Annotated in this window: 27 protein-coding genes; 19 read left to right on the forward strand and 8 right to left on the reverse strand. The window is 67.5% G+C overall.

All coding sequences use genetic code 11. The features are described from left to right. Positions 1-35: 35 nt before the first annotated feature. A complete protein-coding gene (locus G3I17_RS03305; protein ID WP_164593758.1) occupies positions 36-1,451 on the forward strand; it encodes a S8/S53 family peptidase in 1,416 nt (471 codons plus the stop codon). Here G3I17_RS03305 and G3I17_RS03310 read toward each other — a convergent pair whose 3' ends face one another. Further along, on the reverse strand, positions 1,452-2,060 hold the full coding sequence (locus tag G3I17_RS03310; RefSeq protein WP_164593760.1) for a hypothetical protein: 609 nt from the start codon (positions 2,058-2,060) through the stop codon (positions 1,452-1,454). It abuts the gene before it with no gap. Between the two features lie 212 nt (positions 2,061-2,272). Between G3I17_RS03310 and G3I17_RS03315 the strand changes: the two genes are divergently transcribed. From G3I17_RS03315 to G3I17_RS03340, 6 genes are all read left to right on the forward strand, one after another. After that, complete coding sequence (locus tag G3I17_RS03315) at positions 2,273-3,160, forward strand: hypothetical protein (protein WP_164593761.1); 888 nt, start codon at positions 2,273-2,275, stop codon at positions 3,158-3,160. 122 nt (positions 3,161-3,282) lie between these two features. Further along, positions 3,283-3,534 (forward strand): hypothetical protein, encoded by a 252-nt coding sequence (locus tag G3I17_RS03320; RefSeq protein WP_164593763.1) that lies wholly within the window; start codon positions 3,283-3,285, stop codon positions 3,532-3,534. A 410-nt stretch (positions 3,535-3,944) separates the two neighbouring features. Continuing rightward, positions 3,945-5,342: a hypothetical protein gene (locus G3I17_RS03325; protein WP_164593764.1), complete on the forward strand. Its 1,398-nt coding sequence runs from the start codon at positions 3,945-3,947 to the stop codon at positions 5,340-5,342. Beyond that, on the forward strand, positions 5,339-6,232 hold the full coding sequence (locus G3I17_RS03330) for a GTPase domain-containing protein (protein WP_164593767.1): 894 nt from the start codon (positions 5,339-5,341) through the stop codon (positions 6,230-6,232). The genes G3I17_RS03325 and G3I17_RS03330 overlap by 4 nt, the downstream gene beginning before the upstream one ends. Before the next feature lie 10 nt (positions 6,233-6,242). Next, positions 6,243-7,271 (forward strand): hypothetical protein, encoded by a 1,029-nt coding sequence (locus tag G3I17_RS03335; protein WP_164593769.1) that lies wholly within the window; start codon positions 6,243-6,245, stop codon positions 7,269-7,271. Next, positions 7,268-8,281: a hypothetical protein gene (locus G3I17_RS03340; RefSeq protein ID WP_164593771.1), complete on the forward strand. Its 1,014-nt coding sequence runs from the start codon at positions 7,268-7,270 to the stop codon at positions 8,279-8,281. Before G3I17_RS03335 ends, G3I17_RS03340 begins: the two co-directional genes overlap by 4 nt. 78 nt (positions 8,282-8,359) lie before the next feature. Here G3I17_RS03340 and G3I17_RS03345 read toward each other — a convergent pair whose 3' ends face one another. Next, positions 8,360-9,355, reverse strand: coding sequence for a LacI family DNA-binding transcriptional regulator (locus G3I17_RS03345; protein WP_203589727.1), 996 nt, complete (start codon positions 9,353-9,355; stop codon positions 8,360-8,362). Positions 9,356-9,544: 189 nt separating this feature from the next. Here G3I17_RS03345 and G3I17_RS03350 point away from each other — a divergent pair, with 189 nt between their 5' ends. Both G3I17_RS03350 and G3I17_RS03355 read left to right on the forward strand, forming a co-directional pair. Beyond that, complete coding sequence (locus G3I17_RS03350) at positions 9,545-11,749, forward strand: RICIN domain-containing protein (RefSeq protein ID WP_164593775.1); 2,205 nt, start codon at positions 9,545-9,547, stop codon at positions 11,747-11,749. 469 nt (positions 11,750-12,218) lie between these two features. Beyond that, positions 12,219-12,584: a LuxR C-terminal-related transcriptional regulator gene (locus G3I17_RS03355; RefSeq protein WP_239062095.1), complete on the forward strand. Its 366-nt coding sequence runs from the start codon at positions 12,219-12,221 to the stop codon at positions 12,582-12,584. A gap of 10 nt (positions 12,585-12,594) precedes the next feature. Here G3I17_RS03355 and G3I17_RS03360 read toward each other — a convergent pair whose 3' ends face one another. Continuing rightward, on the reverse strand, positions 12,595-12,801 hold the full coding sequence (locus tag G3I17_RS03360; protein ID WP_239062096.1) for a hypothetical protein: 207 nt from the start codon (positions 12,799-12,801) through the stop codon (positions 12,595-12,597). A 122-nt stretch (positions 12,802-12,923) separates the two neighbouring features. Between G3I17_RS03360 and G3I17_RS03365 the strand changes: the two genes are divergently transcribed. The 4 genes from G3I17_RS03365 (at position 12,924) to G3I17_RS03380 (ending at position 15,083) form a co-directional block, all read left to right on the forward strand. Continuing rightward, the gene (locus G3I17_RS03365; protein ID WP_164593777.1) at positions 12,924-13,190 is read left to right on the forward strand and encodes a hypothetical protein; all 267 of its coding nucleotides are present in this window, start codon (positions 12,924-12,926) and stop codon (positions 13,188-13,190) included. A gap of 189 nt (positions 13,191-13,379) precedes the next feature. After that, positions 13,380-13,817: a ribonuclease H gene (locus tag G3I17_RS03370; protein WP_164593779.1), complete on the forward strand. Its 438-nt coding sequence runs from the start codon at positions 13,380-13,382 to the stop codon at positions 13,815-13,817. Between the two features lie 132 nt (positions 13,818-13,949). Next, positions 13,950-14,681 (forward strand): FHA domain-containing protein, encoded by a 732-nt coding sequence (locus G3I17_RS03375; protein WP_164593781.1) that lies wholly within the window; start codon positions 13,950-13,952, stop codon positions 14,679-14,681. Between the two features lie 6 nt (positions 14,682-14,687). After that, positions 14,688-15,083 (forward strand): hypothetical protein, encoded by a 396-nt coding sequence (locus G3I17_RS03380; protein ID WP_164593783.1) that lies wholly within the window; start codon positions 14,688-14,690, stop codon positions 15,081-15,083. A 41-nt stretch (positions 15,084-15,124) separates the two neighbouring features. Here the strand turns inward: G3I17_RS03380 and G3I17_RS03385 are convergent, their stop codons facing one another. Both G3I17_RS03385 and G3I17_RS03390 read right to left on the reverse strand, forming a co-directional pair. After that, positions 15,125-15,829 (reverse strand): hypothetical protein, encoded by a 705-nt coding sequence (locus G3I17_RS03385; protein ID WP_203589644.1) that lies wholly within the window; start codon positions 15,827-15,829, stop codon positions 15,125-15,127. A 390-nt stretch (positions 15,830-16,219) separates the two neighbouring features. Further along, positions 16,220-17,722, reverse strand: a complete 1,503-nt coding sequence (locus G3I17_RS03390) for an aldehyde dehydrogenase family protein (RefSeq protein WP_164593787.1) — start codon at positions 17,720-17,722, stop codon at positions 16,220-16,222. A gap of 252 nt (positions 17,723-17,974) precedes the next feature. On the opposite strand from G3I17_RS03390, the gene G3I17_RS03395 reads away from it, so the two are divergent. The 5 genes from G3I17_RS03395 (at position 17,975) to G3I17_RS03415 (ending at position 22,604) form a co-directional block, all read left to right on the forward strand. Then, the gene (locus G3I17_RS03395; protein ID WP_164593790.1) at positions 17,975-18,997 is read left to right on the forward strand and encodes a carbon-nitrogen hydrolase family protein; all 1,023 of its coding nucleotides are present in this window, start codon (positions 17,975-17,977) and stop codon (positions 18,995-18,997) included. 41 nt (positions 18,998-19,038) lie between these two features. Beyond that, positions 19,039-19,944: a fumarylacetoacetate hydrolase family protein gene (locus tag G3I17_RS03400; RefSeq protein WP_164593792.1), complete on the forward strand. Its 906-nt coding sequence runs from the start codon at positions 19,039-19,041 to the stop codon at positions 19,942-19,944. Between the two features lie 2 nt (positions 19,945-19,946). Next, complete coding sequence (locus G3I17_RS03405; RefSeq protein ID WP_164593795.1) at positions 19,947-20,702, forward strand: aspartate/glutamate racemase family protein; 756 nt, start codon at positions 19,947-19,949, stop codon at positions 20,700-20,702. A 2-nt stretch (positions 20,703-20,704) separates the two neighbouring features. Continuing rightward, the gene (locus G3I17_RS03410) at positions 20,705-21,400 is read left to right on the forward strand and encodes a GntR family transcriptional regulator (RefSeq protein WP_164593797.1); all 696 of its coding nucleotides are present in this window, start codon (positions 20,705-20,707) and stop codon (positions 21,398-21,400) included. Between the two features lie 73 nt (positions 21,401-21,473). After that, the gene (locus tag G3I17_RS03415) at positions 21,474-22,604 is read left to right on the forward strand and encodes a cupin domain-containing protein (RefSeq protein ID WP_164593799.1); all 1,131 of its coding nucleotides are present in this window, start codon (positions 21,474-21,476) and stop codon (positions 22,602-22,604) included. Here the strand turns inward: G3I17_RS03415 and G3I17_RS03420 are convergent. Together G3I17_RS03420 and G3I17_RS03425 are read right to left on the reverse strand one after the other, a co-directional pair. Further along, entirely contained in the window at positions 22,594-23,229 is a 636-nt protein-coding gene (locus G3I17_RS03420; RefSeq protein WP_164593801.1) for a TetR/AcrR family transcriptional regulator, read from the reverse strand. The genes G3I17_RS03415 and G3I17_RS03420 overlap by 11 nt on opposite strands. Beyond that, positions 23,226-24,890, reverse strand: coding sequence for an FAD-binding oxidoreductase (locus tag G3I17_RS03425; RefSeq protein ID WP_164593803.1), 1,665 nt, complete (start codon positions 24,888-24,890; stop codon positions 23,226-23,228). Before G3I17_RS03425 ends, G3I17_RS03420 begins: the two co-directional genes overlap by 4 nt. Positions 24,891-25,030: 140 nt before the next feature. Here G3I17_RS03425 and G3I17_RS03430 point away from each other — a divergent pair, with 140 nt between their 5' ends. Then, a complete protein-coding gene (locus G3I17_RS03430) occupies positions 25,031-25,429 on the forward strand; it encodes a DUF3892 domain-containing protein (protein WP_164593805.1) in 399 nt (132 codons plus the stop codon). Between the two features lie 38 nt (positions 25,430-25,467). Here the strand turns inward: G3I17_RS03430 and G3I17_RS03435 are convergent, their stop codons facing one another. After that, positions 25,468-26,160: a GntR family transcriptional regulator gene (locus G3I17_RS03435; RefSeq protein WP_164593807.1), complete on the reverse strand. Its 693-nt coding sequence runs from the start codon at positions 26,158-26,160 to the stop codon at positions 25,468-25,470. Between the last annotated feature and the right edge of the window lie 9 nt (positions 26,161-26,169).

Genomic DNA, 26,169 nt, shown 5'->3' on the forward strand with positions numbered 1-26,169 from the left:
AGTCTAGGGAGATCGAGAACAAAAGGGGAGGGGCGATGCAGCAAGACGATTCGGGCGCGCCGGGGGATGGCGGCGCCGTGAACAGACCAGCGGAGAGTTCGGCCCAGGACACGGGGAAAAGGAGGGGCCGGCGTACGCCGGTGACCGCGGAGCAGGCCCAGCGAGAACTCATTCTCAAGCACTACGGCCCGGGCACCGGCAACAAGCTCAAGGTTCACCAGGGCCGGACCGTCGGCTCCGACTGCGAGGTGGACTTCCTGTTCGAGGCAGGCACGATTCTGGTCCGTGAGGAGCACTACGAGCAGGTTCGCGGCATTCTCAGCGACCTGGAGATCCTGTACGGCGACGGGGACGAGCAACCGGAGTCGGAGCCTGTGCTGGCCGGGGTCCGGCTGGTCCGGCTCAAGCTCAACAACAGTCCGCACCTGGACACGCTCGAGACGCTCCGGATCATCCGCGAAGGCGGCTCGGTCCGGATCAACCTGCCGGGCGGCGGAGACCGCGATGTTCCGGTCACGGCCGCGGGCGCCGGCGCGTGCGCGCCGAACACGGTCCTGGTCGTGGCGGGCAACGGCGCCGGCTGTCCGGCGGAAGAGCCGGAACCGATGCCCGCCGGCAGCGCGCCGTATCCCGGCTACACCGCGGATCGCGCGGCAGGCGCGGGAGTCCGGGTGGTCGTGGTCGACACCGGTCTCGATCGGAAGGCAGCCAAACGCAACAGCTGGCTGGCGGGAGTGACGGGGGATCGCGACAAGGACGTCAAGGGCGGGAATCTCCGCGGGTACGCGGGCCACGGCACGTTCATCGCGGGCGTGATCAGATGCGTTGCGCCGCTGGCAGAAGTTCATGTCCGCCGTGGCTTCGGCACCGGCGGTGTGGTGACGGAGGCCGAGCTGGTCAAGACGCTGGACCAGATCCTCGAACACGACTATCCCGACATCATCAGCATGTCGGCGGGGACCTACTGCTACGACGCGACCCGGCTGCTCACCTTCACGGTCTTCAACGAGCGGCGGCTGCAGCATCACAAGGGCGTCGTCATGGTCGTTGCTGCAGGCAATGAAAGCGGTCGCGAGCCGTTCTGGCCCGCGGCGGCGCCGTTCACCGTCTCCGTCGGCGCCCTGGGCGCCCACTGGCGCGGACGGGCCGGTTTCAGCAATCACGGTGGCTGGGTGGACGTCTACGCGCCCGGCCAGGACCTGGTCAACTCGTTTCCCAAGGGGAGGTACAAGTACCGCCAGCCACCGCACGTCGGCAAGGGCCGGGTGGAGGATTTCCATGGGATGGCGAGGTGGAGCGGGACCTCGTTCAGCACCCCGATCGTGGTGGGCCTGATCGCGGCCCGGATGTCGCGAACAGGTGAGAACGGCCGGGACGCGGCGGCGGCCCTGATCGCCGAAGCCCAGCGAGCAGCACAGCCCGGAGTAGGAGCTGTGCTGCTGCCTGAGTGATCACTGCTTGTCGTCGGGCCGGTCCAGCTCGTCATCGGGCACGTGGGTCTCCTCGGGCGGCGTTGCGCCGAGCATCGGGCGCAGCCGCCGGAGTGCCTGGTCGGTGAAGAGGCCGGCCAGGCAGCCCATCATCACCAGAACCGCGACGCCGGCCTCGGAGGTCGTCTCGTCGCCGATGCTGATCAGCCCCGTGTTGACGGCGACGACGACGACCGAGCCGAGCAGGGCGGACCAGACCGGCCGCAGCAGGTACCACCAGACATAGCCGCGCTCGAGGGTCTCCAGGCCGGCCCGCTGGGCGAAGATCATGCTCTGCTGGATGACGCTGCCGACCGCGCCTGCTGCCGCGCCGAGGATCAGCAGGGACATGTTCAACGTGGTGGTGAAGTCAGGTCCCCACCATTGGATGGTCCGGGTCGCGATCCCGCCCGGCCCGGCGAGCTCCTGGTCGGAGACCAGCCGTTCGGCGATGCCGTAGGCCGCGACGAGTCCGACCAGGGTCAGGACGGCTTCGGCGAAGTTGATCGCACCGATCATCCGTCGGGTGAACGGCTTCATCGCGGCGCTCTTCCTGGTCCGCGGGACGGCCTGACGTGCTGTCGTGGTCACTGGGTTTCCTCCGCTTCGCGTCGTTGCTCTGATCGGTAGAGTCGCCAGACCGCCGGTGAATACGTCCGGCCGATGTCGCCGACCGCCCGGCCTGAGACGTCCTCCATCGGACGCCGTATCAGATCTGCCGCCGGCAGCTCTGTCTGGTCGACATCGGCAGCCGAGAGGAAGCGGACAATGACGACGACCCAGACATGGCTGGGGTGACCAGGATGGAAACCCAGCGCGGCCGGCAGGTCGGCCGGCAACTCAAAGAGACCAACGCCTTCAGCGGCAAGTCGCTGCTGCTCGGCGTCTTTTCGTCGCTCGTGTGCTCGGCGATCATCCCGGCGCTGGGAGCAGGACGCGGCGCGACGCTGGCCGGGGCCGCACTGAGCCCGGTGCTCGTGGCGGTGATCACCACGCAGGGAGCGGGCCTGATCCGCGGCGCGGGGGTCGCCGTCCTGAGCGCTGTCGCGCTCATCGTCAGCGTAGGCGGGTTCACACTGCCGGAAGCGATCGCCGGACACGGCTCCCTGACGGCGGACGGCCCCGGCACGTTCGTGAACACCCGGCGGGGTCCGTCGCCCACGCCGGCGACACCACAGCCGACGAAGTCCGCCACCAAATCTGCGACAGTGCGGCCCACACCGAAGGTCACGACCCGGCCCACGCCGAGCCCGACCACGAGTAAGTCCTCGACCTCGCGGCCAGGTCCGCGCCTCAAGCTGGAAGCGAGCCGACGGTGCCCCGAGGCGACGCTGGGACAGACCGTGACCTGCCATCAGATCGGCCTGACCAACGCCGGTACCACCACGATCCGGGTCACCACCTCGGACCTGGCGGGTGACCAGGCCGGCGACTTCGTGCTGACGAAGCAATGCAACGGCACCCTGGCACCCGATCGGTCCTGCTCGGTGCGGCTGAAGTTCCGGCCCACCACGGTCGGGGTCCGCCAGGCGTCCTTCGTCGTCAAGGTGTACCCGGGCGGCATCGTGCACGACGTCACGCTCACGGGCACTGCCGTCGACAACAGCGAGAAGCCGTCCGAGGAGCTGACACCTACACCGTCCTTCGAGCCTCCTTTGCCCACCGCAACACCGGGTGAGGCGAACGAGTGAGCCGACCGAGCTGGATCACTGCGGGTGGATGGGCGGGCCGGCCGTGTAGGTGAACTTGGCCTTGCCGCGGTCTGTTCCCAGTGCCGGGTCAGCCGCTTGGGCGTCGCGTTCCGGCTGCCGTGGTGGCCCACCTTGTAGAGGTCGACCTTGCTCAGGGTGGTGGCGAGCCGGCTGTTCCGCTTGCGGCCGTTGCTTCCCTCGACCTGGTCCAGCGTGAGCGACCAGTTCTCGGCCTGGGCGTCGCCGGGCAGCAGCAGGCGTCTGCTGCCGACGGTGACGAGCAGGATGACGCTGGCGTTGTTGAGGACATCGTCGAGTGCCTCGATGATCTCGAGCCCTTGCGAGATGCGGTGCTCGCTGAGATTGCGCAGTAGCCATTCGGCCGCGCCGACGCCACCGGGCCCGGGCCTCGTGGAATGCGAGCTGGCCCGGAAGCCCGCGTCGTCGACGAGTTGCGCCGGATCGGCCGGCGGATCCCAGCGGTCGCGGTAACACTGCGATCCCGTCGCGCGCGAGCCTCCGGAATCTTCGTCATGCGTGGTTCCCCCTTGACGCGTTGCCCCACGGCAGCAGGCACCGCCCCTCCGGATGGCCTGCGCCTCCCTCGTTCGAGCATGCCAGTCACCCGCTGTGTTGGCGATAGCTCGCCCCCGCGGCGCGGACCGAGTTGCGAGCGGGACCTTGCGATGTCCAGGAGAAGGGCGCATGGTCGAGCTGGAGGGGGAACCGGTCGTCGGCGGTGGCAGCGAGAATCGTGCCGCCCACCTGGCGGCTGGGCAGGGGGATGGCTGCAGATCCGATCAGCGCTGTCTCCAATGCCGTCAGTAGCGTGTTCGAGTTCGCCACCGCGGGGTTGGAGATCTACCAGGAACGCGTCGCCGCGCGACGCGGTGAACGTGAGCAGGCGGAGTCCGCGATCGTGGACGCCCGCCGGCGCGAGGAAGACCGTCAGCTTGCGCGGGAACAGTACGTCCAGGTACGCCGCGACCAGTCCGCCGATGACGCACGCAACCACCTGCAGAGCTTGGAGCGCGACCAAATCCAGCGCTTGTTCAAGAACTACCCGGTGCGGGACGGACCCGGGTCGTTGCGCGCGGCCGTCCAACGTCTCTATCCGGATCTGACGGCGATGCCGCCGTTGGTCCTTTTCGTGCCGTCGCACCAGGACGGCGATCCTGCCTGGCGGCCACTTCCGCTCCGGCTGCGATCCGCGCTGATGCCGTTGCAGGACGACCGGGCTGCCTTGGTGCGGTGGACAGACCGCTTGATCCCCTGGCCGCACGACGCGCTGATCGCCCACGATCTGGCCGACCTGCCGACCTTGCTGGTCTCGGCCGACGTCGTGGCCGGCGAGCTGGAGTTGAGACTCGGCGGCTGCAACCTCGGCGGCAGCGAGCCGATCCGCAATCTCACTCAGGTCGTCCGGACGCAGTTGCCCACCGGCGACTACTGGACGCCGGAACGACTGGACTGGTTCGAGTCGACCTCGACCAGCGGGTTCCGTCGACCGTCCGAGGCGGCCGTCGGCGAAGGAGAGAGGCGCGTCCAGTTCGAGTGGGCCGTCCGCCTCGGGCACGTCGCGATCGTGGCCGCCATCGACGCGTATCACCTGCTCCGCCGCACCGGGTACGCCGAGAAGCTCGACGACGCGCTGGACCTGCTGGAGCAGTCGATGGCCGACCGGGTGACCATCCCGTACCCGGCCGGCGCTCTGGCCGACCCGTTCCATCACGACCTGCATCAGGTCCGCCGCCTTCTGCAGCGCGGATCCGAGCCGGCTGCCCGGGCCTGGCTGGAGGCGGCGTTCGAACGGCTGGGTGGCTGCCCGGCCGTCGGGGTGACCGAGTCGATCCGCTCCGCCCGGTCCGCCGACCGGATCCAGCCGTGGCATCGTGACCTCCTGCGCGACCTACGCCCGCTCTTGCCGCCGGACGCCCTGGAAGCGCTGGACCGCCCCTCGGCGACAGTGGTTCGCGCCGAGCCGGTCACCAGCGGGCCGCCGCGCGCCGTCACCGCCCTGGAGGTGAAGCCTGCTTCGGTTTCGGGGGAGTGGGTCGGTCATCCACTTCGGCGAACACGCGTTCCGCAGGCTGACGACCCGGCCCAGGTGTACGAGGGACGTCCGGTCAAGCGGACGCGCGGGGATGAGGCGGGTCCGGACGCCGGGGTCGTGAGCCGATGAAGATCTTGATGCTTGGGGTGAGCAACGCCGGGAAGACGTCGTACGTCAGCTCGATGTACGGCGCCATGAGCCGTGGCCATGGGCCGTTCACCCTCCGCGCGGAGCGGCCTGCCGACCACCTGTGGTTGCTCAACAACGCCGCCCGGATCCAGCAGGGTGTGTACCCGTTGGCCAGCGATCGCCGCAGTTCGTACAACCTTCAGCTCTGGCACTCGGGGCAGCGATTCTTCGATTTCGTCTGGCGGGACTACCGTGGCGGCGCCCTGACGGAGCTCTCGACCACTTCGCCGCAGGCGAAGCAGTTACGCGCCGACCTTGCCACGGCCGACGGCTTGGTCGTCATGATCGACAGTACCGAGTTGGGCAACGGTCTGCGGTCGCGTTCGAAGGTCCGGCCGGTCGTCGCCACCACGCTGCGGCTGCTGATGGATCGGACCGCGCCGATGCCGCTGGTCGTCGCGCTGACGAAATGGGACCTGGTCCGAACCAGGGAGCAGGAGACCGCCGCGGCGGCCGATGACGTGCTGGGCGATCTCGTCCGTGGCGTCGGCGCGGAGTCCCACCTGCACGGAGCAGTGGTTCCGGTCGCCTGCGGACAGTCGCCGCTCAACGTGACGCTGCCGGTGCTGTGGTGCCTGCACATCGGAATCGTTGCAATCGGCAATGAGTTGGTGGCCGAGGTCGAGCGCAATGCGGAGCTGGTCCAGCTGGCCGAGCGCAAGCGGGGTGTGCTGGACCGGATGACCAGCATCATCACGGGCGAGCCCAGCTGGGATCAGATTCACCGGGAAAACGTGCAGCAGTACCGATCCGGGATGGCGCTGCTGCAGCCACTGATCGAGCCGAGCAAGCAGCTCGGATCCCTGTTCGAGGATGTCTACCTCTTCTGAAAGGCAACTGATGGCTGACTATCCGAGCCTCACGATCACGGCTCTGGGCACCCGGGGATCAGGCAAGACGACGTTCCTGCTCGGGATGTACGCCGAGCTGTCGGCCGGCCGGAAGGGCTATTTCCTCAACGCCACCGACCCGGACGTCGATCTGGTCCTGGCCGAGCGATGGGACAAGCTGCTCGAGGACGGCGAGCTCCCGCCGCCGAACCTGGCCGACAACATCCCGTACACGTTCCTGTTCCTCGACGGCCTGAGTCCGTTGCTGGCGATCGACTGGCTGGACTATCGCGGTGGCGCGCTCAGCGACGCCCGGGGCGCGGAATCCGGCGACGTCGCCGGGCTCCAGGACCGGCTCGAGCGATCCGACAGTGTCTACCTGGTGATCGACGGCGGGTATCTGGTCGAACCGGTGACGGAAAGCACCCGGCGCGACATCCTCGGCCGGACCGGACTACGCCGGATGACCTCCCTGCTGCAGAACGCGGTCCAGGCGCGGATGAAGGCCGACGAGCCGCTGCCCTCGATCGTCATCCTGATCACCAAAGCCGATCTGATCCCGCCCTGGCGGCGCGACTCTCTCGACGCCGTCGTCCGCGAGGTGCAGGAGCTGATCGGCATCGGTTTCAGCCAAGGCCTGTCGACTCTGGTCTGTCCGGTCACCCTCGGGCACTTCGGCCTCCACCCGCCGGCCCGGGTGGAGACCGGCGACATCGATCCTCGCGACCTGCACCTCCCGGTGATCTACTCGCTGGCGGAGTACATGTACCAGCTGTCCGTCGCGGCCAAAGGCGCTGCCGCGGACGCGGCCCAGACCCGGCAGGCTCTACAGAACCGGCTGGCCGCGCTCAGGCAGGGCGCCGGGGCGCTGTTCCGCCGCTCCGACATCAGGGACGCGGTGTACCAGGAGGTGATCGCCGAGCGAGACTTCGGCAGCTACGACGCGGTGCAGCAGGTCGCTGCGAAGCGTGCCGACACCCTGTTCGCAGAACTCGACCGGCTGCCCAGGTTCCGTGATGGTGTGGAAGTGTCGCAATGAACGCGCCGCCGAGTTGGCAGCTCGTGCTGTACGGCCGCACCCGGCGTGCCGACCGGTGGTGGCGGGTCCGACCCCGCGAAGTCGACGTCGAATGGCTGAACAGACTCGTCATCAGCACAACCGGCGGGGGCGAGGACCTGGACCGCGGCCCCCGTTTCGTCGCTGCTCGCAGCGGGCCGCTGCTGTTCGTCGGAGGGGCTTGCAAGGCCGGACTGCTGAGCGACAGCATGAACACCGACGGATCGAGGCCGCTCTACACCTTCGTCGGCTGGATGTCCCGCGACGCGGAGGCGACGCTCCCCAGCCTGGAGGAGTGCGAAGCGCGCTGGACGGAATGGGCCAGGGTGGAGTACCTGGCCTGGATGCGGCTGGACTGGGACCGGCACCAGTCCGACCTTGCTGAGGCGCACGAGCCGCCCTACCTCCCCGCTCACTGGTCATCGGCGGGCGGCAGCATTCCGCAGCCGGCCGCTCGCGAGGTACCGCGGCCGCAGGACGGCAGCGGCGTGCCAATCGTGGTTTCGGGCGAAATCCGCCACGAGGTCTGGCGAGACCTTTCCGCGTCGCACCAGAACTTCGCTTTCGTGGCGTGTGTCGCACGGCCGCCGTTCGACCCACCGGTGCAGCTCACGCACCTGGCCGTGATGGACCTGGGGGCCGGTAGTCCGCAGATGTCTGCCTCGCCGGGCACGTCGCGAGAGGAGGATCCCGCTACGCATCCAACCGGTGGCCCACCCCAGCGGCGAGCGAGCGAGACCAACCCGTCGAGGCCCCCTGGAAACCCTCCACCGCCGCCGCGCCACCCTGAGCCGGACCGGGGCGGCCTGGTCGGGCTAGTGCGAAGAGTCTTCACCGGCGGCCCGGATCACCCCGAAGACCCGGACCGTACGCCGGAACCGCCCGGCTCAGGTCCGGCGAGGGATCTCGAGTACTGGCGTGAGGCCGACCGGTCCAACGAGGCGCCACCCGACGATCCCCGCGGCAAAGGCCAGCGCCCCGACCGCCGCTGATCTCACGCCTGGCGCTGGAGCATCCAGGCTTGGTGGCCTTCTTCGGCGTCAGGTCGGCGATGCTGCGGTTCAGGGGTCTTAGCGGCGGGCAGGGCCGGTGCTGTCGCGGATTACGAGGGAGGTTCGCAGGAGCTGGGCCGAGTTGACCGGTGGCGCGCCTTCGGCGATTGCGCGGAGGAGGAGAGAGGTCGCCTGCTGTGCCATCTCCCGGCTGGGGATCGCCACCGCGGTCAGGGCCGGATGTGTCAGGGCCACGGGAGCGGTGTCGTCGAATCCGATCACCGAGACATCGCCGGGAACCGATCGGCCCGACTCTTTCACCGCCTCGAGCACTCCCAGCGCCAGCAGATCATGAGAAGCGAAGATCGCCGTCAGCGACGGATCGGCGGCCAGCGCCGCCTGTGCCGCGGCGAACCCACCGGCAGGCGTGGCTTCCGTAGGCGCGAACACCATGTCGTCACCGATCCGTAGCCGGTTCCGTGCGAACGCCGCCCGCAAGCCGCTCAGCCTCCGCTCATGGGTCGGCAACTCGACGACGGCCGCCACTCGCTTGTGGCCCAGGCTGCGCAGATGCTTGCCGGCCAGGAAGCCGGCGTGCTCGTAGTCGATGGTCACCACCGGCAGCGAGTCTGGGATCTGCGTCTCCCAGGCGCACAAGGCGATCGGGAACCGTGGGTCCGGAAGCAACGCGAGCGGATCGGTCAGGTCCCGGTCGCCGGCGATCAGCAGGGCGTCGACCAGCCGGCTGGACAGCCCGGCCAGCTGCCGTTTGGCGCGGTCACCGTCCCCCCGGGTGGTACACAGCACGAGGTGGTAGCCGTGCTGATCCAGCACGTTCTCGACCTCTTCGACGATCTCGGAGTAGAACGGACTGGCGACGGTCGGCACGATCAGTCCCACGGTCATCGTCGTACCGGTGGCCAGCGAACGGGCCACCAGGTTCGGTTCGTAGCCCAGATCGGTGATCGCGGCCCGGACCCGCGCGGCCGTGTCCGGGCGGACCGCGGCCCGGCCGGTGACCACGTTCGAGACGGTCTGCTTGGTGACGCCCGCTCGAGCGGCCACGTCCTGCATCGTCACCACAGGCGAACCTCATCTGTTGGACCGGTCAACTGACTTGCCGAGTATCGACCGCCACCGGAACAGCCGTCAACGCCGAAGTCCGTACTGGCCAGCAATTTTCTCTCAGCGCCGGTCTTGTTTACCGGTCAAATGAATCCTATGGTTCCGCGTACGACGCCGTCCCGGACCCAAGGAGCTCCTATGTCACGTTCTCGGAAGACAGCTGTGGTGGCCCTGCTAGCCCTGGGGCTCGGCGTCGGCGGCATCGGCCCGGCCGCGTCGGCGGCACCGCCGACGGGCGCGTCGTACACCATCACCGTCGGAACCAAGGGCAGTTGGGGTACGCCCACCGACACCCCGGCCGGCGCGTACATCGACAAGGACGGAACGTTCTACTTCCAGCAGTCCGCCGCCCTGTACGGCGCCACGGAGCCGCGCAAGTGGGACTTCTACACCGGCCCGAACTTCGACACCGCGACCAGGTCGACCGCCATCAGCAACGCGACCAATCCGGCCAACGCGAGCGACAAGAACAACGACACCACCTGGCGCTGCAACAACAGTCCTACCGGACTGGAGTCGACGTTCGCCCCGAGCGGCTCGGGCTATTCGCAGAAGAACTTCTGTGACCTGGCCGGTGTCTGGGTCGATCCGGACACCGGTGACTGGTACGGCCTGGTGCACAACGAGTTCACGCCGCAGCCCTTCGGCGACGGCCTGCACTACGACGCCATCGACTACGCCGTGTCGACCGACCAGGGCAGGACCTGGACGATCAAGAACCACGTCATCACTTCGCCGTACAGCACCAAGCGCAACGACACCACGGCCTTCCCGAACCAGACCTACTCGTACGGCGACGGCGACCAGCGGCTGTTCGTCGACACCGCCTCGGGCTACTTCTACGTGTATTACGGCTCGCGGATCGTCGACAAGTCGGGCAGCTGGAAGAACTTCAGGCAGCACGTCGCGCGGGCCAAGATGTCGGCGAAGATGGCCCCCAGTTCATGGCAGAAGTGGTACGACGGATCGTGGTCGCAGCCCGGAGCCGGCGGCCGCGAGAGCAACCTCGTGCCCGTCGACGCGAGCAATCCGGCTGGCTACACGCCGCTGGCGAAGGAGTACAGTCCCGCCGGCACCGGCACGGTGGATCAGCAGGTCGCCGCGGGCACCCTGTCACCGACGTCTCCGCTCTTCGTGATGGACATCGCGTACAACGCCTATCTCGGGCTGTACATCGGCGAGCCGCAGGCAGTGCGCCAGGATGGCAACGAGCCGCAGCACTTCTACGTCACCGACGATCTGACCAGCCAGAAGTGGTACTCGATCGGCGACACCGGGAGCTACACGACGGCCTCGTGGTACCGGTGGTTCCTCGACAGCGTGAACAAGACCAACTCCACCATCATCGGCAAGACATTCCGCTCGTACTGCTCCTTCGGCTGCTCCGGCGGCACCTCCGGTGAGTACGTCAATCTGACGATCACCTCGACAGCCCCAGCCGCCGCGCCGCTCGATCTCACCAAGACCTACCGGATCGCCAACGCCGGCGGCCGGATCCTCGCCCAGCAAGCCGGGACCACGGCAAGCACCTCCGTCGGCACGGCGTCGGGCTCGGCCCTTGAAGGCTGGTACTTCGTTGCTGTCGGCGACGGCTCCTACCAGATCCTCAACTCGTCGACCAGCCAAGCCCTTGGCGTCGATGCCGGTACGACGACCAGTCGCGCCTGGGGCGCCAAGCCGAGTGTCACCGCGATCGGGTCAGCCGGTCCGACCGCCGGCCAGCAATGGTGGCTCATCAAGAACTCCGGCGGGACCTTCCGATTCGTCAACCGGTACAGCGGTCTCGTCCTCGGCCTCTCCACGGACTCCGGACGTCTCGCCGAAACCACGCCGACCCGGGACTGGACCAACACGACCGGTAACACCGTCGGCGGCACCCGTACCGGGGCGGAGCAGACCCTCACCGTCACCCAGGTCGGAACCGCACCGCAGAACCTCAACGGCGTGCACACGGTCTCCACCGGCGGGAAGGCGCTGGACGATCCCGATCGCAGTACGGCACCGGGAACTCAGCTGATCACTTGGACCAACCACGGGGACGTCAACCAGAAGTGGACCTTCGCCCAGCAGGCCGATGGCTCCTACACCCTCAAGAACAACTCCTCTGGTCTCTGCGCCGACGTCAACGGCGGCGCGACCACCGCCGGCGCCACCATCATCCAGTGGACCTGCACCAACGGCTCCAACCAGCGCTGGACCGCCACCAAACTCGCCAACGGGACCTACACCCTCACAGCGGTCAACAGCGGTCTGCTTCTGACCACCGCCTCCACCACGGACGGCGCCAAGGTCACCCAACAACCCAACACGAACTCCGCCCTCCAGCAATGGACGATCAACTAGCGGCAACGCCCCTGCGAACGACGGGGCGAGCTCCGATCATCAATCGGATCCGTGGGTTTTGCGCAAATGATTCATTGGCCGAAGCACGGTCCCACGGGGATCCGCGGCTGTCTCTTTCCCTGCGGGCGGGCCGGTCCGGCTTGGCAACGCTGACTGGCGGCGATGGGGGGAGCGGCACTGCGCGACGCGGACGCCGTACTGGCTGAAGCGGATCCTGTACGGGAGCTCGACCTGTACTGGCACGCCTTGTTCACGCTCTCGGTGGCGGCCGTACCGGCGCGAGCGTACTCGGCCGCGCTGGTCGCGCGGAGAAAGGTTGTGGCTCAGGTCAGCGAGTGGGACCTGATCGAGTTGGACTTGCTCCGGGCCCGGGCCCTGCACAGGAAGGGCGATCTGCGGTCGACGATCGCCCTACTCCGAGCCCTGTTGCCGAAGGCAATGATTCTGCGCTGTCAAAACCCTGCTGCGATTGGGCCGGTCAGCGGAAGCAGATCGGCTCGCGGAGGAGAATCTCGAGCGTGCGCAGCTCTTCGGAACCACCGGCGCGATCGGCTTCGCGCAGTACGTGGTGGCGTTGACGCGGCCCAGGTGCGAACGGGAGCCGCTGCTCATCGAGGCCGTCAGCAGGTTGCAGGCTGCGGGCCACCTCCTGGACGAGGCCTCCGCCCAGTACGAACTGGGCAAGACCCTGCAGGCAGTCGGCGAGGACCCCGAGATCGCGAACCAGCTCTTCCTGGCCCGCCGGACGGTGGAGTTCCACCTGTCCGGCGTCTATCGCAAACTCGAGCTCACCGGCCGCCACGAACTCGTCCGACTGCTCGGCGAAGGCGCCTAGGCGCTGCGCCTCAGGACATGCTGACGCCGAAGTCCCGGTTGGCGGTGGCGAAGTCCTGGAAGCCGATCCGGGGGCCGGCGCCGCGGGTGACGGTTCCGTTGGCGATCAGGCCGGCGTCACCACGGGAGTAGACGGGGCCGCCGCCGCGGGCCGCGTCCTGCCCGTTCATCTGCTCGCCCTCCACCAGGTCTTCCCGGTCGTTGTAGAAGAACAGCACCTTGATGTTGCAGACCGGTCCGCCGGTGGCCGCCGCGCTGGTGATGCCGCTCTGGCACAGGAACTGACCGACGAAGACGTGGCCCCAGTAAGGGACTCCCTCGACGAGGCGCCGGTGCGCTGTTGGACGGCGTCCTCGGTGAGCACGATGCCCGCGAATCCCTGCAGGGCGGGCGATTCCGCTACGACGGCCAGGCGTTCGGCGGCCTCGACCAATGGGCGCTGAGCCAGCATCTGCCGATCCGCAGCAGTGGTCTCCTTGGCGGCGGTCCTCGGCTCGGCCGGTCCGCTCGCGGATGGCTCGGAAGCCTGGGACGGTACTGCGGTGAAGGCGGCCAGCAGGGCGACAGCGGCGATACCGGCACCGACTGCACGAGCACGATCAGGTGATTGACGCATGAGCGGATCCTCACGATTGGGGGCGGTCCGCCCACCATGAAGACCCCCGCTCACCCCTGTCAACGCAACCCCCCAAACCCTACGGAGGCAGAGAACCTCCGGTGGGCGCCCGATTCGCCCGCAGGGTAATGTTTCGCTGTGATGCCTCCAGCTCGCGCCCGCCGTCCTCGTCCGGCCGACATGACAGTCCCCATCGGCGCGCGCAAGGTGTTCACCGACGGTGCCTGCTCGCGCAACCCCGGACCTGGAGGCTGGGCCTGGGCGCTGTCGACGACCGAGTATGCCGCCGGTCACGAGGCTGCCTCCACGAACCAGCGGATGGAGATCCGTGCCGCCCTCGAGGCCGTGCGGGCGAACGACGGTCCGCTGCTGGTCGTCTCGGATTCGACCTACGTCGTCAACTGCTTCCGCGACGGGTGGTACAGAGGCTGGCTTGAGCGAGGCTGGCTCACCTCAGCAAAGAAGCCGGTCGCCAACAAGGACCTATGGGAGCCCCTGGTGGCGTTGGTGATCGAGCGCGGGGATGTCGCCTTCCAGTGGGTGAAGGGCCATTCCGGCCACCAGATGAACGACCTCGTGGACGGCTTGGCCGTCGCTGCCTGCTTCCCACAGCACTGACCTGCCAGATTGGTCTCGGCAGGATCGAAGACGGCCGGAGGTTGCGTCTTGTAACGGTCCGGCGCGAGTGCTTTCCTGATCGTGGGGGTGCGGCGCGGACGGGCGAGGTGCCCGCGGTCGCCGCAGAGGACGATGAGCGATGCATCGAGTACGACGTACCTCGTGGTGGAAGCCGGATCACACGAGGGGCAGCGGATCAATCTGACCGGCGCCCGAATGACGGTCGGCCGGTTGCCGACCTGCGAGGTACGGTTCGACGACCCGTACCTGAGCCGGACGCATGCGGCGCTGTGGCAGCAGGGCGGCGTGGACTATGTCGAAGATCTAGGCTCGGCCGGCGGCACCTTCGTGAACGGCGAGGCGATCACGGAGCCGCGACGGCTGCACGCGGGGGACCGGATTGCGTTCGCGGAGCTGCGGCTTCGCTACGGCACGGGCGAAGGCGCGCCGGCCGGGGTTCGCTACGACATCGGCGATCAGCGGGCGCACGCGATCAACAATGTCGGGCGGGATCAGTACGTGCAGCAGGTGATCCAGCAGCGGGAGAACTTCTTCCGCGAGATCGCCGCGGCGAAGACGAAGGCCCGCGGGCTGATCTGGACCGGTGTCGTGGTGTTCCTGGTCGGACTCGCCGTCGCCGCCTTCGGTTGGTACACGTACTACGGTCAGATCCTGGACCTCTCGGCTGCGTCCAGTATGCCCACGAAGGACGATTTCAGCGGGCTCTTGGTGTTCGCGCTCGGAGGCCTGGTCAACCTGGTCGGCGTACTGCTGATCATCGTCGGGATCGTGCTGCACATCGTCGCCACCGCGCGCCGCCGCCGGGTCGACCGGGAACTACCGCCACCCCAGTTCATGAGATGAGTCGCGATGACCTTCAACATCGGCAACCAGAACGCCGCCAACATCAACAACGTCGGCCGCGACCAGCACATCACGGGCGGTCAGACCGGCATCGTGGTGACATCGGAGCAGGCCCTGCAGGCGCTCGCCGATCTGCGAGCGGGCGTCAAGGCCACGCGTCTCGACCCGCTGTCCTCGATCGCGGTGGAGACGGAACTCCGCGACATCGAGGCCGGTCTCCGCCAGCCGAAGCCGGATCGGACCCGGATCGCCCCGAGGCTTGAGCGGCTGACCCGCATCCTCCTCGCCGCAGGATCACTGGCCTCGGCCGGATCGGCCCTCGTCGGGCCCCTCGGCATGCTCGCGCATTGGCTAGGAGCCCTCGGAGCGCCGATCCTCGGCCTGCTACCGGCTCTACTGTGACTACCGGGACTTGGTGAAGTGAGCCGGTGGTGGGGCAGCGCCTACTCACCCAAGAGTGGGTCGATGGGTGCGGCAAAGCGGAAGTAGGCCGGGTCGTTGAACGTACCGGGGACCTTGCCGAGGCCTTGGATGACCGTCGCAGTGCCGTTGGCGTGGCCGACGGCGTACAGATAGGCCGATTGGGTGTCCTTGTCGATGCCGAGCAGCAGGGTGCCCTGGTTGCCGCACTTCTGCGCGATCAGGAATTCGAAGCCCTGCCAGGTACGGGTGCGTACCCGTTTGACCACTGGTTTCATCGGCGCCGTCGTCGGGATGTGAATCGTGTAGAGCGCGCCGCCCCGGGTGTTCGCGAGGAACGTGTCATAGCTCCGGGTCTTGCTGATCAACGCGATCGCCTTCACCGGCGCGAAGCCCGGGGACGTGCCGGTAACTCGCCAACCCCCGCTGGTGGAGGTCCATCTGCTCAGCACGCCGTCGTCGCGCAGCCCGTAGATCGTCGTTCGTGGGACGGAGGTTCCCTCCCGATAGCGAGACTCCTCGAACGCGACGATGTCACCGTATTCGCCGCCGTCGACCTCGCGGTGGATCGAGTCCGGGTCGAGTTCGCCCCTGACGAGCGTGTAGGCACTGTAGATCAGGGTCGAGCCGATGATCACGTGGCCCGCGACAAAGACGCCGCGCGGATCCGGGGAGGCAAACATCGAACCGCTGAGCCGTACCTGATCGTCGAACACATCGGCCGCCACCACCCGGTCGTTCGTTCTCGTCGGAGGCGAGCCGGCCGTGATGCGCTGCGACCTGTGATCACCTCCAACCGTGACCGACCCCAGATCCATGGAGCACTTCTTGCCGGCGCTTGCATCGCCGGTAGTTGTCGTCACAGCGTCCGCGGCGCCGGGAAGCAAGCCGGCGGCCAACAGTGCAGCCCCGCTCAGTACTACCGAGCCCCGACGGACGAGCCTTTGCCTACCACGCATGTCGCAACCTCTCGTGACCTGACCCCCAGGTTGCCGGCTCCATGCCAACAGCAGATCGTTACCCACCTTGATGCGGCCAAGCCGACGAAAGTTGCGCAACCATAGCCGAACAAGCTACGTGGGCAGGTGTGGCGGTCATGGTCGGCCTTCGAAGTGAGGTCAGCGTGGCAGGTAGAAGGGGGCCTGCGGTTGACCGATCAGCGTGACTGACTTCAGGTGGGTGTAGAGATCGATGGTTTCGGCTGAGTTCTCGGAGCCGTAGCCGCTGTCCTTGAACCCGCCGATCGGTGATCCGTCGACGAGGTTGAAGTACTTGTTGATCCACACCGAGCCGACCTCGAGACGGTCGGCGGTCTCGAGTGCCCGTGCGATATTGGTGGTGTAGAGGCCGGCGGCCAGACCGTAACGGACGCCGTTCGCCTGGGCGATCATGGTTTCGTAGTTGCTCCACCGGATGACCGAGAGCACCGGGCCGAAGATCTCCTCCTGTGCGATCCGCATCTCGTTGGTCGCCTCGAAGATCGTGGGCTGAACGAAGTAGCCGTACTCGTTGCCCTCGACAACCGAACGCTCGCCACCGGTCAGCAGCTTGGCCCCTTCCTTGCGGCCGATGTCGACGTAGTCGAGCACCCGCTTGCCCTGGCGCTCGGAGACCAGACAGCTCAGGCCGGTGGCCGGGTCGATCGGGCTGCCGAGAGCGATCTTCTCGACGCCGGCGACGAGGCGGCCGACCACGTCGTCGTACACGTCCTCGTGGACGAATAGGCGGGTTCCGGCCAGGCAGGACTGGCCGTTGCAGTACGTCGCGGCGAACGCTGCGTTGTCGACCACCCCGTCGATATCGTCGATGTCGGGGAAGACGATGTTCGGACTCTTGCCACCCAGCTCCAGACTCACCGGCGCGAGTCGCTCGGCGGCGGCGATGGCGACGAGCCGTCCGACCTCCGAGCTGCCGGTGAAGGCCAGTTTGCGGACGTCGACGTGGGCGGTCAGGGCAGCGCCCGCTTCCTCGCCCAGACCGGTGACGACGTTGACCACACCCGCCGGGAAGATCTGTGCCAGGTGCTCGCACAAGGCCAGGGTGGACAGTGACGCGTGCTCGTCCGGTTTGAGGACGACTGTGTTGCCGGCGGCAAGGGCCGGCGCGAGTTTGTGCGCCACCATGATCGCCGGGACGTTCCACGGGATGATCGCCCCGATGACGCCGAGAGGCTCCCGGCGGGCGATGGCGATGCCGTTCTCGATCGGCCGGTTGAAGCCGGTGCGGTTCAGCGCGGCGCCGGCGAAGAAGCGGAACTCGCCGAGCGCGATCCGATGGTCGATCTCGGTCTCGGTGACCCGGCGGCCGATGTCGAGGGCGTCGAGGTAGGCCAGCCGCTCGATGTCGGCCTCGATCGCGTCGGCCAGCCGGAGCAGCATCGCGGCCCGTTCCTCGGGCAGGGTGCGGCGCCAGTTGACGAACGCGGCTTTGGCGGCCTGGACGGCTCGGTCGATGTCGGCCGCGCCGCCGCGGGCGAGGTCGCTGAGGTGCTCGCCCGTGGCGGGGTTGACCGCTGGGAAATGCGTAGTGGTGCTGCTCTCGAAGTCGCCATCGATGAAGTGGCCGTACTGCGGCCGGAGGTCGCTGAGGACGGCAGCCGAGGCTTCGGATACGGCAGTCATGTGGAGGTGCTCCTCATCAGAGGGATGGACCGGCCGACGAGCCCGCGAAGGGCCGGTGCCGGGTTTGTCAGGGCGTGTGGATCGCCGACGGCGAGCTGACCGAACCGGAGATTCCGGTCGACGGCTGTGAACGTGTGAAGCGACAGTAGGAGCACATGATCTAACTCGTCAATAAGTAGATCATCATATTTGATAAAAGCGGAGAATTGTCGTAACGTCGCCCTCATGAGAGCTGGCTGAAGGGAGGAGCACGTGGACTACCCGAGGTTCCGCGCCGCCGCGATTCAGGCGGCGCCGGTCTTTCTGAACACCCCGGCGACCGTTGCGAAGGCCTGCGAGCTGATCGCGACCGCCGCTCGGGAGGGCGCCGAGTTGATCGCCTTCCCTGAGGTCTTCGTGCCCGGGTATCCCTACTGGAACTGGACCATGACGCCGATCCAGGGGAGTCCCTGGTTCGAGAAGCTTTTCGACGCGGCGATCGACATCCCTGGACCTGAGGTCGACCAGCTGCGTGCGGCTGCCCGCCGGGCCGGCTGCACGGTCGTCATCGGTGTCAACGAACGCGACCCGTTCTCGATGGGAACGCTCTACAACTCCATCGTGTTCATCGGAGCCGACGGTGCTTTGCTGGGTGTCCATCGCAAGCTGGTCCCGACTTGGGCGGAGAAGCTGACCTGGGCCGGCGGCGACGGCCGGTCGCTGCGGGTCTTCGACACCTCCGTCGGCAGGCTCGGTGCCCTCGCCTGTGGTGAGAACACCAACACACTGGCGCGGTTTGCACTGCTGGCGCAGGGCGAGAACGTCCACGTGGCCAACTACATCGCGTTGCCAGTGGCACCGGCCGGCTACGACATGGTCGAGGCAATCAAGGTCCGGTCGGCCGCGCATTCGTTCGAGGGCAAGGTCTTCTCGGTCGTGTCCTGTGCCGCGATCACTCCGGAGATCGTGGACGCGGTTGCCCATGACAACGATTCGCGAGAGCTGTTGCAGGGCGAACACAGTGCTTTCAGCGGCATCTTCGGGCCGGACGGCCGGCTGCTGACCGAACCCTTGATCGACACCGAAGGCATCGTTTACGCGGAGATCGATCTGCGCCGATGCATCCAGCCGAAACAGATGCACGACATCATCGGCCACTACAACCGCTTCGACGTGCTCCAGTTGCACGTCGATCGCAGGCCGAAGACACCAGTGGTGTTCACCGACGATCCCCACCCCGTCCAAGCTCCGGACCACGAGCCCGGCCTGTCGGCCGTCGAGTTCGGTCTCAGCTGAACCGGGCCCCGACGAAGCCGTTCTACCTCCAAGGAGCATCGATGCGTTTTGCCACCTTCACCCCCGCCCGCGGCACCGCTGCCCGGATCGGCCTGATCGTCGACGACGGCGAGACGGTCGTGGACATCGAGGCCGCGCTTCGCGGTGAGCTCGATGTGCCAGGCGACCTTCGCAGCCTCATCGAGGCAGGTCCTGCTGTCCTCGACAGCATCCGCGTGGCCGTTCACGGTCAGACTGCGTGGCCGCCCGGCACCGCCCATCGACTGGCCGAGGTCAGGCTGCATGCACCGCTACGCCCCGGAAAGGTGATCGGGGTCGGCCTGAACTACGTCGAGCACGTCGAGGAGTCGAGCCGCACGCTCGACACCGACGAGGCGCTGCCGGCCCGCCCGGTGCTTTTCAGCAAGCCGGCCACCGCGGTGGTCGGACCCGGCGAGCCCATCCGGCACGACCCCGGGCTGACCGAACAGCTCGACTGGGAGTGCGAACTCGCCGTCGTCATCGGACGAACGGCCCGCTCGGTCGACCGCGACGACGCCTACGCCTACGTCTTCGGGTACACGATCCTCAACGACATCAGCGCCCGCGACCAGCGTCGCGCCGGGCAGTGGTTCTTCTCCAAGGGCCAGGACAGCTACGCACCGCTCGGACCGATCGTCGTCACCGCCGACGAACTGCCCGATCCGCACAGTCTGCAGCTGAGCTTGTTCGTCAACGGGGAGCAGAAGCAGGACGGCAACAGCAAGCACATGCTGTTCGGCATCCCGGAGCTGATCGAGGACATCACCTCGGGCATCACGCTCGAGCCAGGCGATGTGATCGCGACCGGCTCGCCGCAGGGTGTCGGAGCGGCTCAGGACCCGCCGCAGTACCTCCGGCCCGGTGACGTCGTCGAGGCGCGGATCGAGGGCATCGGCGCCCTGACCAACCCGGTCGAGGCGGTCTGACGATGGCGAATCGAGCGCGCCGGATCGGGCTGATCGTGCCGAGCTCCAATATCACCATGGAGACCGAGATCCCCGCCATGCTCCGGGCCCGTGAGGAGATCGAACCCGAGCGGTTCACTTTCCACTCGTCGCGGATGCGGATGAAGTCGGTGACGAGTGAGGAACTGGCCGCGATGGACGACGAGTCCGATCGCTGCGCGGCAGAACTCGCCGACGCCCAGGTCGAGGTGCTGGCGTACGCGTGTCTGGTCGCGATCATGTCGCGCGGCTACGGGTACCACTGCGTCTCACAGGAGCGGTTGACTCAACGGGTCGGTGAGAACGGCTCGTCCGCCCCGGTGATCACCAGCGCCGGCGCCCTCGTGAACGCGCTCGGCACGCTGGGAGCGACCAGTGCTGCCCTCATCGCGCCGTACCTGAAGCCGCTCACCGAGCAGGTGGTCGGATACATCGAACACGAGGGCTACCGCATTACGGACCACATCGCGCTGGAGATCCCCGACAATCTCGAGGTCGGAAACCGGGACCCGATGGCTCTCGATGCCATCGTCGACCGGCTCGACCACAGCCAGGCCGACGTGGTCATTCTGTCGGCCTGCGTTCAGATGCCGTCGCTGGCCGCGATCCAGGTGGTCGAGGATCGGATCGGCAAACCGGTCATATCCGCCGCTCTGGCCACGACGTACGAGATCCTGAAGGCCATGGATCTGAAGCCGCTCGTTCCCCGGGCCGGCGAGTTGCTCAGCGGAAGGTACTGACAGTGACGAACAAGTTTCGCGCTCCGGCGCGTACGACCACAGCCGACCAGGCCTACAACACGGTCCTGGCGGCGATCCTGGACGGGTCGATCCCGGCCGGCGCACCACTGCCGCTCCAGCAACTGGCCAAGGATCTCGACATGAGCATGATGCCGGTCCGCGAGGCCATCAAACAGCTCGAGGCGACCGGGATCATCGAAGTCGAGGCGCACCGGGGGGCCCGGGTACGACCGTTGACGGACGACGACCTGATCGACACCTATCTGACCCGGATCGTGCTCGAAGGAGCACTGGTCCGCCAGGCGGCCGAGGGGTTCGACGACGAGGCGGCGCAACTCGCCCGGGACGCGCTCGATGCCCAGCAGTTGGCGCTGCGCCTGGGCGACAAGGCCGGCGCCCGGAAGGCCCACGAGGACTTCCACTTCACCGTCTACCGGGCAGCCGAATCGTCCTGGCTGTTCCGGTCCATCAGCCCCACCTGGCTCAACAGCGAGCGCTACCGGGCTGCCGGTCTCTACGACCCGGCAGAGGTCGACATCCGCCGGCGCGAACACGAACTGATCCTCGATCACTGTGTCGCGCACGACCCGGCTGCCGCCTACCAGGCCCTGAAGTCGCATCTGCTCAGCACCGTCCAAGGTGTGAATGCGGAAGCGGCCGAACGCCTGAGCGAAAGGCTCGAGAAGCAGATGGTCTGATCCGGCCCTCCGCCGCTTCTCCTCGCGCGGCGGGCCGGCAATCGGACTTCTTCCGATTGACAAGGAGTTGGACATGACACTGAGTGATGACGTTCTGGGCCGCGCCCGGGTGCGGGAGACCGCTGAGTTGCAGGCCTACTACGAGCGCCTCGAAGAGCTCGACGCCGGTGCGCTGTGGACCATCGCGAACAAGATCGAGCCGTGGTTCCCGCAGCCCCGGTCGGTGCCGATGCACTGGCGGTACCGCGACCTGCGGCCGTTGGTCCTCGAGGCACTCGGGCTGGTGAAGGCCGACGACGCTGGTCGCCGGGTCGTTGCCCTCTACAACCCGGACCGCCGCGACATCGCGGCCACGGTTGGTCTGCTGTACAGCGGTCTGCAGGTGATGGCTCCGGGCGAGTCGATGACGGCCCACCGCCACCAGGCGGCCGCGCTCCGGTTCGTCCTCGAAGGCACCGGCGCCTGGACCATCGTCGACGGCCAGAAACTTAAGGTCGGGCCGCGGGACTTCGCGATCACCCCGAACTGGACCTGGCACGAACACGGCAACGACGGCGAGGAGTCCTCCGGGCCGGTGATCTGGCAGGACGGTCTGGACATCCCACTCGTCAACGCGCTGGACGCACCGTTCTACGAGGTCCATCCGTCCACGTACCAGAAGCAGGAAGGAGTGGTGAACTCCTCTCTGCACACGTATGGCGCCGGCCAGTTGCGTCCAGCCGGCGGCTCCTGGGGCAAGAACCACTCTCCGCTGCTGGCCTATCCGTGGGAACCGACCTACGAGGCCTTGCTCAGCGCGGCCAAGGCCAGCGACGGGTCGCCGTACGACGGCATCATCATGGAGTACAGCAACCCGCTGACGGGAGGCTCGGTGATGCCCACGATGAGTGCTCATATGCAGTTGCTCCGTGCGGGCGAAGCGACCCTGGCCCATCGGCAGGTCGGCTCGAAGATCTACACCGCGGCCAAGGGCAGCGGTACGTCGGTCGTCAACGGCAAGCGCTTCGACTGGAGCGAAGGCGACATCTTCTGCGTTCCGTCCTGGGCCTGGCACGAGCACGCCAACGTCAGCCGCTCCGACGACGCCTGCCTGTTCTCGTTCAACGACTTCCCGGTGATGCGCTCGCTGGGCTTCTTCCGTGAAGAGGCCTACCCGGACAACGATGGTCACCAGCCGGCTGAGGGCCGGTCGCTCATGGTGTAGGGGCTTCTTCGACGGTGGTGGGGCGCCGGATCGCGTCGATCAGGCGCAGGCAGCGCTCGCTCATCTGTCGGGGTGTTTGGGTGGGGTGGTCGCCCCACCAGTTGATGGTGGTGGACACGGTGCTGAACCACAGGGCGAGCAGCAGCGAGTGGTCGAAGGTGTCGTGAGTCTCGTGAGTGTCGTTGTCGGTGAGAGCTTCAGCGACGCCTCGTGCCCCCATGGTGTTGAGTGCGTCCTGGTACTGCCGGGCGAGGGTGTGCGCCTCGCTGGGGCGGGGGAGGGAGGCGTCGTAGATGAGCTTCCAGTTCTGGGTGTGCCCGTCGAGAGCGTGGAAGATCGCGGTCAGTGTGGCGAGGGCTTTGTTGTGTGCGCCGGCGACGGTTTGGGCGGATTCGACGGCGTCGACGAGGATCCGTCCGGCGCGGTGGACGCAGGCCGCGTGCAGGCCGTCCCTGGAGCCGAAGTAGGTGTAGATGAGTGGCTTGGATACTCCGGCCAGGGTGGCGATGTCGGTCAGCGAGGTGTAGGCGTAGCCGCGGCTGCCGAACTCGGTGGTTGCGATGTCGAGGATCTGGTGCTCGCGTTGCTGACGTGGGACGCCTTTGGTGCCCGGTCTGCTGGTCATGCGGTGTGCTCGACCTTTGTGGGGTCGATGAGTACGCCGGGGTTCAGGATGCCCGCGGGGTCGAGGGCTGATTTGGCTGCGCGGAGCGCGACGGCGAACGGTTCGGGTCGCTGACGGTCGTACCAGGGGCGGTGGTCGCGGCCGACCGCGTGATGGTGGGTGATCGTGGCTCCGGAGGTGATCAGTGCTTCGGACACGGCGATCTTGATCTCGTCCCACTGCTCGACGGTCTGGCCCCAGCGGCCGGCGGCATAGATGCCGAAGTACGGGGCTGGTCCGTCCGGGTAGACGTGGGAGAACCGGCAGCTCACCACGCCGACCGTTCCGGTGGAGGTGAACGCGGCGGTCGCCGCGGCCAGGACGGCGGCACGCAATTCGTCGAAGCGGTCCCAGGTACAGGCCGTCTCGAAGGTTTCCACGATCATCGACTGCGCCGCCATCGCATCGCGCTGGTAGGGCATCCGCAGGAACGACGATCGCCAGGTGTCGGCCGCGCCGGGCCGGGCAGCTTGCGCGGCCGAGTCGGTGAGGCTGATTCCATCGGGCAGGCGTCCACCGTGGTCAAGGCAGATCTGTTCGGCCCGGCGCATCGACTCTTCGACTGGATGGTCGGCCGACTCGAAACCCAGGACCAGTACGCCGCCGGCGCTCTGGGTTCCCGCGTTGAGGAACGCCTCCACCGGGTCCAGCAGACGGCAGTTCGTGGGGAACAGGCCTGATTGGGCGATCGTGCGGGTCGCCGCGACCGCCTGACCGTAGTCGTCGAACAGCACCGATGCGCCGGCCCGCCAGCGCGGACGGTCCTGCAACCGCATCCACGCTTCGGTGATCACTCCGAGGGTGCCTTCAGAGCCGAGGAACAGCCGGTCGGGGGACGGGCCCGCGCCCGAGCCTGGCAACCTTCGTGATTCGCTGATCCCGACCGGGGTCACCACGCGCATCGACTCGACCAAGTCATCGATGTGGGTGTTGAGGGTGGCATAGTGCCCGCCGGCCCGGGTCGCGAGCCAGCCGCCGAGCGTCGAGAACTCGAACGACTGCGGGAAATGCCGAAGGGTCAGGCCATCGGGGCGTAGGCCGGCCTCGAGCACCGGCCCGAAAATGCCCGCCTGGATTCGCGCCGCCCGGCTGGTTCGGTCGACCTCGACGATCCTGTCCAGCCGTCCGAGGTCCAACGACGCGGTGCCCGCGTAGTCGCTGCAGTTGCGGGGTTCCACACCGCCCACCACCGACGTTCCCCCGCCGAACGGGATCAATGCGATACCGGCATCACCGCACCAGTCGACGATGTCGACGACATCCTGTTCGGTGCCCGGTCGCAGAACGAGATCGGGGATGTCCTCGACCCTGCCGAGCAGGTTGCGCACCACATCGCGGAACGCCTGACCGCGACCGTGCGACACCCGGTCGGCGAGGTCTTGCGAGGCCAACGCTGCCAGCGGAGCCGGGGCCTCCAGACGGGAATCGGCCACGGTCAAGGAGGCCAGCTGCGGTGGCTCGTGCACCGTCAAGTCCGCGTTCGGGAGCATCGCCGCGACCCGCGCGGTGAGCGCGGCTCGCTCAGCGCCCACGACGGCATCCTCGATGTTTCCCCAACCCCACCAAGACCTGGTAGCCACCGCGTTCACTCCCCGAAGCCCGAATTGACGAATTGACTCCATAGTAAATTACTACTCAATCAATTCATACCGGCGGCCTCGAACGCGGTGGCAGCGGTCCAGTGGGTGGTCTGGCCCTTCCGGGGCGGCGGGGGAGAGTGCCACGATGCGAGGGTTGGTATACCAGGAGAGTGCGTCAGTCGATGAGCCTTGCAAGTTACCCGGCAGTGACGGTTACTGCGATCGCTATGTCGCAGGAGCGCGATGACCTGCGTGGTATCGCTCGCGTTGAGTGGTCGGATCCTCACGGTGGGTTGGAAGACAGCTCGATCGAAGATGTCATCCGATGGCTTGACCAGAGTGCCGGCATCGCCTACGTCGGCGAGCCGGATGGGAGTCGTGGGCCGCGGATCCGTGTCGTCGGCGTGAACTCGCAGCGGTACATCCGGAGCAACCCGGACGACGAGACGGCCGACGCACTGCTGACGTTGCCACGGCTTGACCCCGTCGTACTCCCCGATCGAAGGCCCGGCTCCCGCAGGGCCGCCCGGCAACCAGGATGGCGCTGGACCATCGGAAGGCGCGCCAGACCGGCGATGTAGCCGGAGCCGTCTGCTGTCGCCCCGGCGGTGGTGTCTGCTCAATCCTGGTCGTAGGCGGCGAGGAGGCGGATTCGGGAGTTCTCCAGGTGGATCCGCATGGCTTGTTCGGCGCCGGTCTGGTCGTGGTCGCGGATCATGTCGCTGATCGCCTGGTGCTCGCCGGCGGTCACCTCGGCGATGCCGTGACGGAAGTAGAGCCGGTACGAGTGGATGTGCGCGCGCAACCGGTCGAGCGTCTCGGCGATGAGCGGATTGCCGCTGGCGTTCGCGATCGTGCCGTGCAGTTTCGCGTCCTCCTCGGCGAACTCGCGGTACGCCTGGTAGCTGTCCCCGTGCACGGCGGGCGCCATCGCTCGTACGGCGTCGTCGATGTCCTCGCGGTCGCGCTCTGTCGCGTTGGCGGCGGCGCGGGCGGCGGCCGTGGGTTCGAGCAGGAGTCGGAGGTCGTAGAGGTCGAGGAGTGCGTCGCGGCCGAGCAGCGGTGCGACGAGGTAGCCCGCGTTGGGCCGCCGGACCACCAGGCCCTCAGCCTCGCATCGGAAGAGCGCCTCACGTACAGGCGTCTGCGAGACCTGTAGCTCGCGGGCCAGGCCGTCGATCGACAGCCTGGTGCCGGGCTCCAGGGCGTTGTCCATGAGTAGGCGTTTGAGCGACTCGTACACACTCTCGCGCAGCATCAGCCGGGGTGCGGGCCGCAATGTCGGCGCCTGACCTGGATCTTGATCGCGCACGCTCTCCTC

Origin of the sequence: Streptomyces sp. SID13031 (assembly GCF_010548305.1) — a bacterium.
Lineage (GTDB): Bacteria > Actinomycetota > Actinomycetes > Propionibacteriales > Kribbellaceae > Kribbella.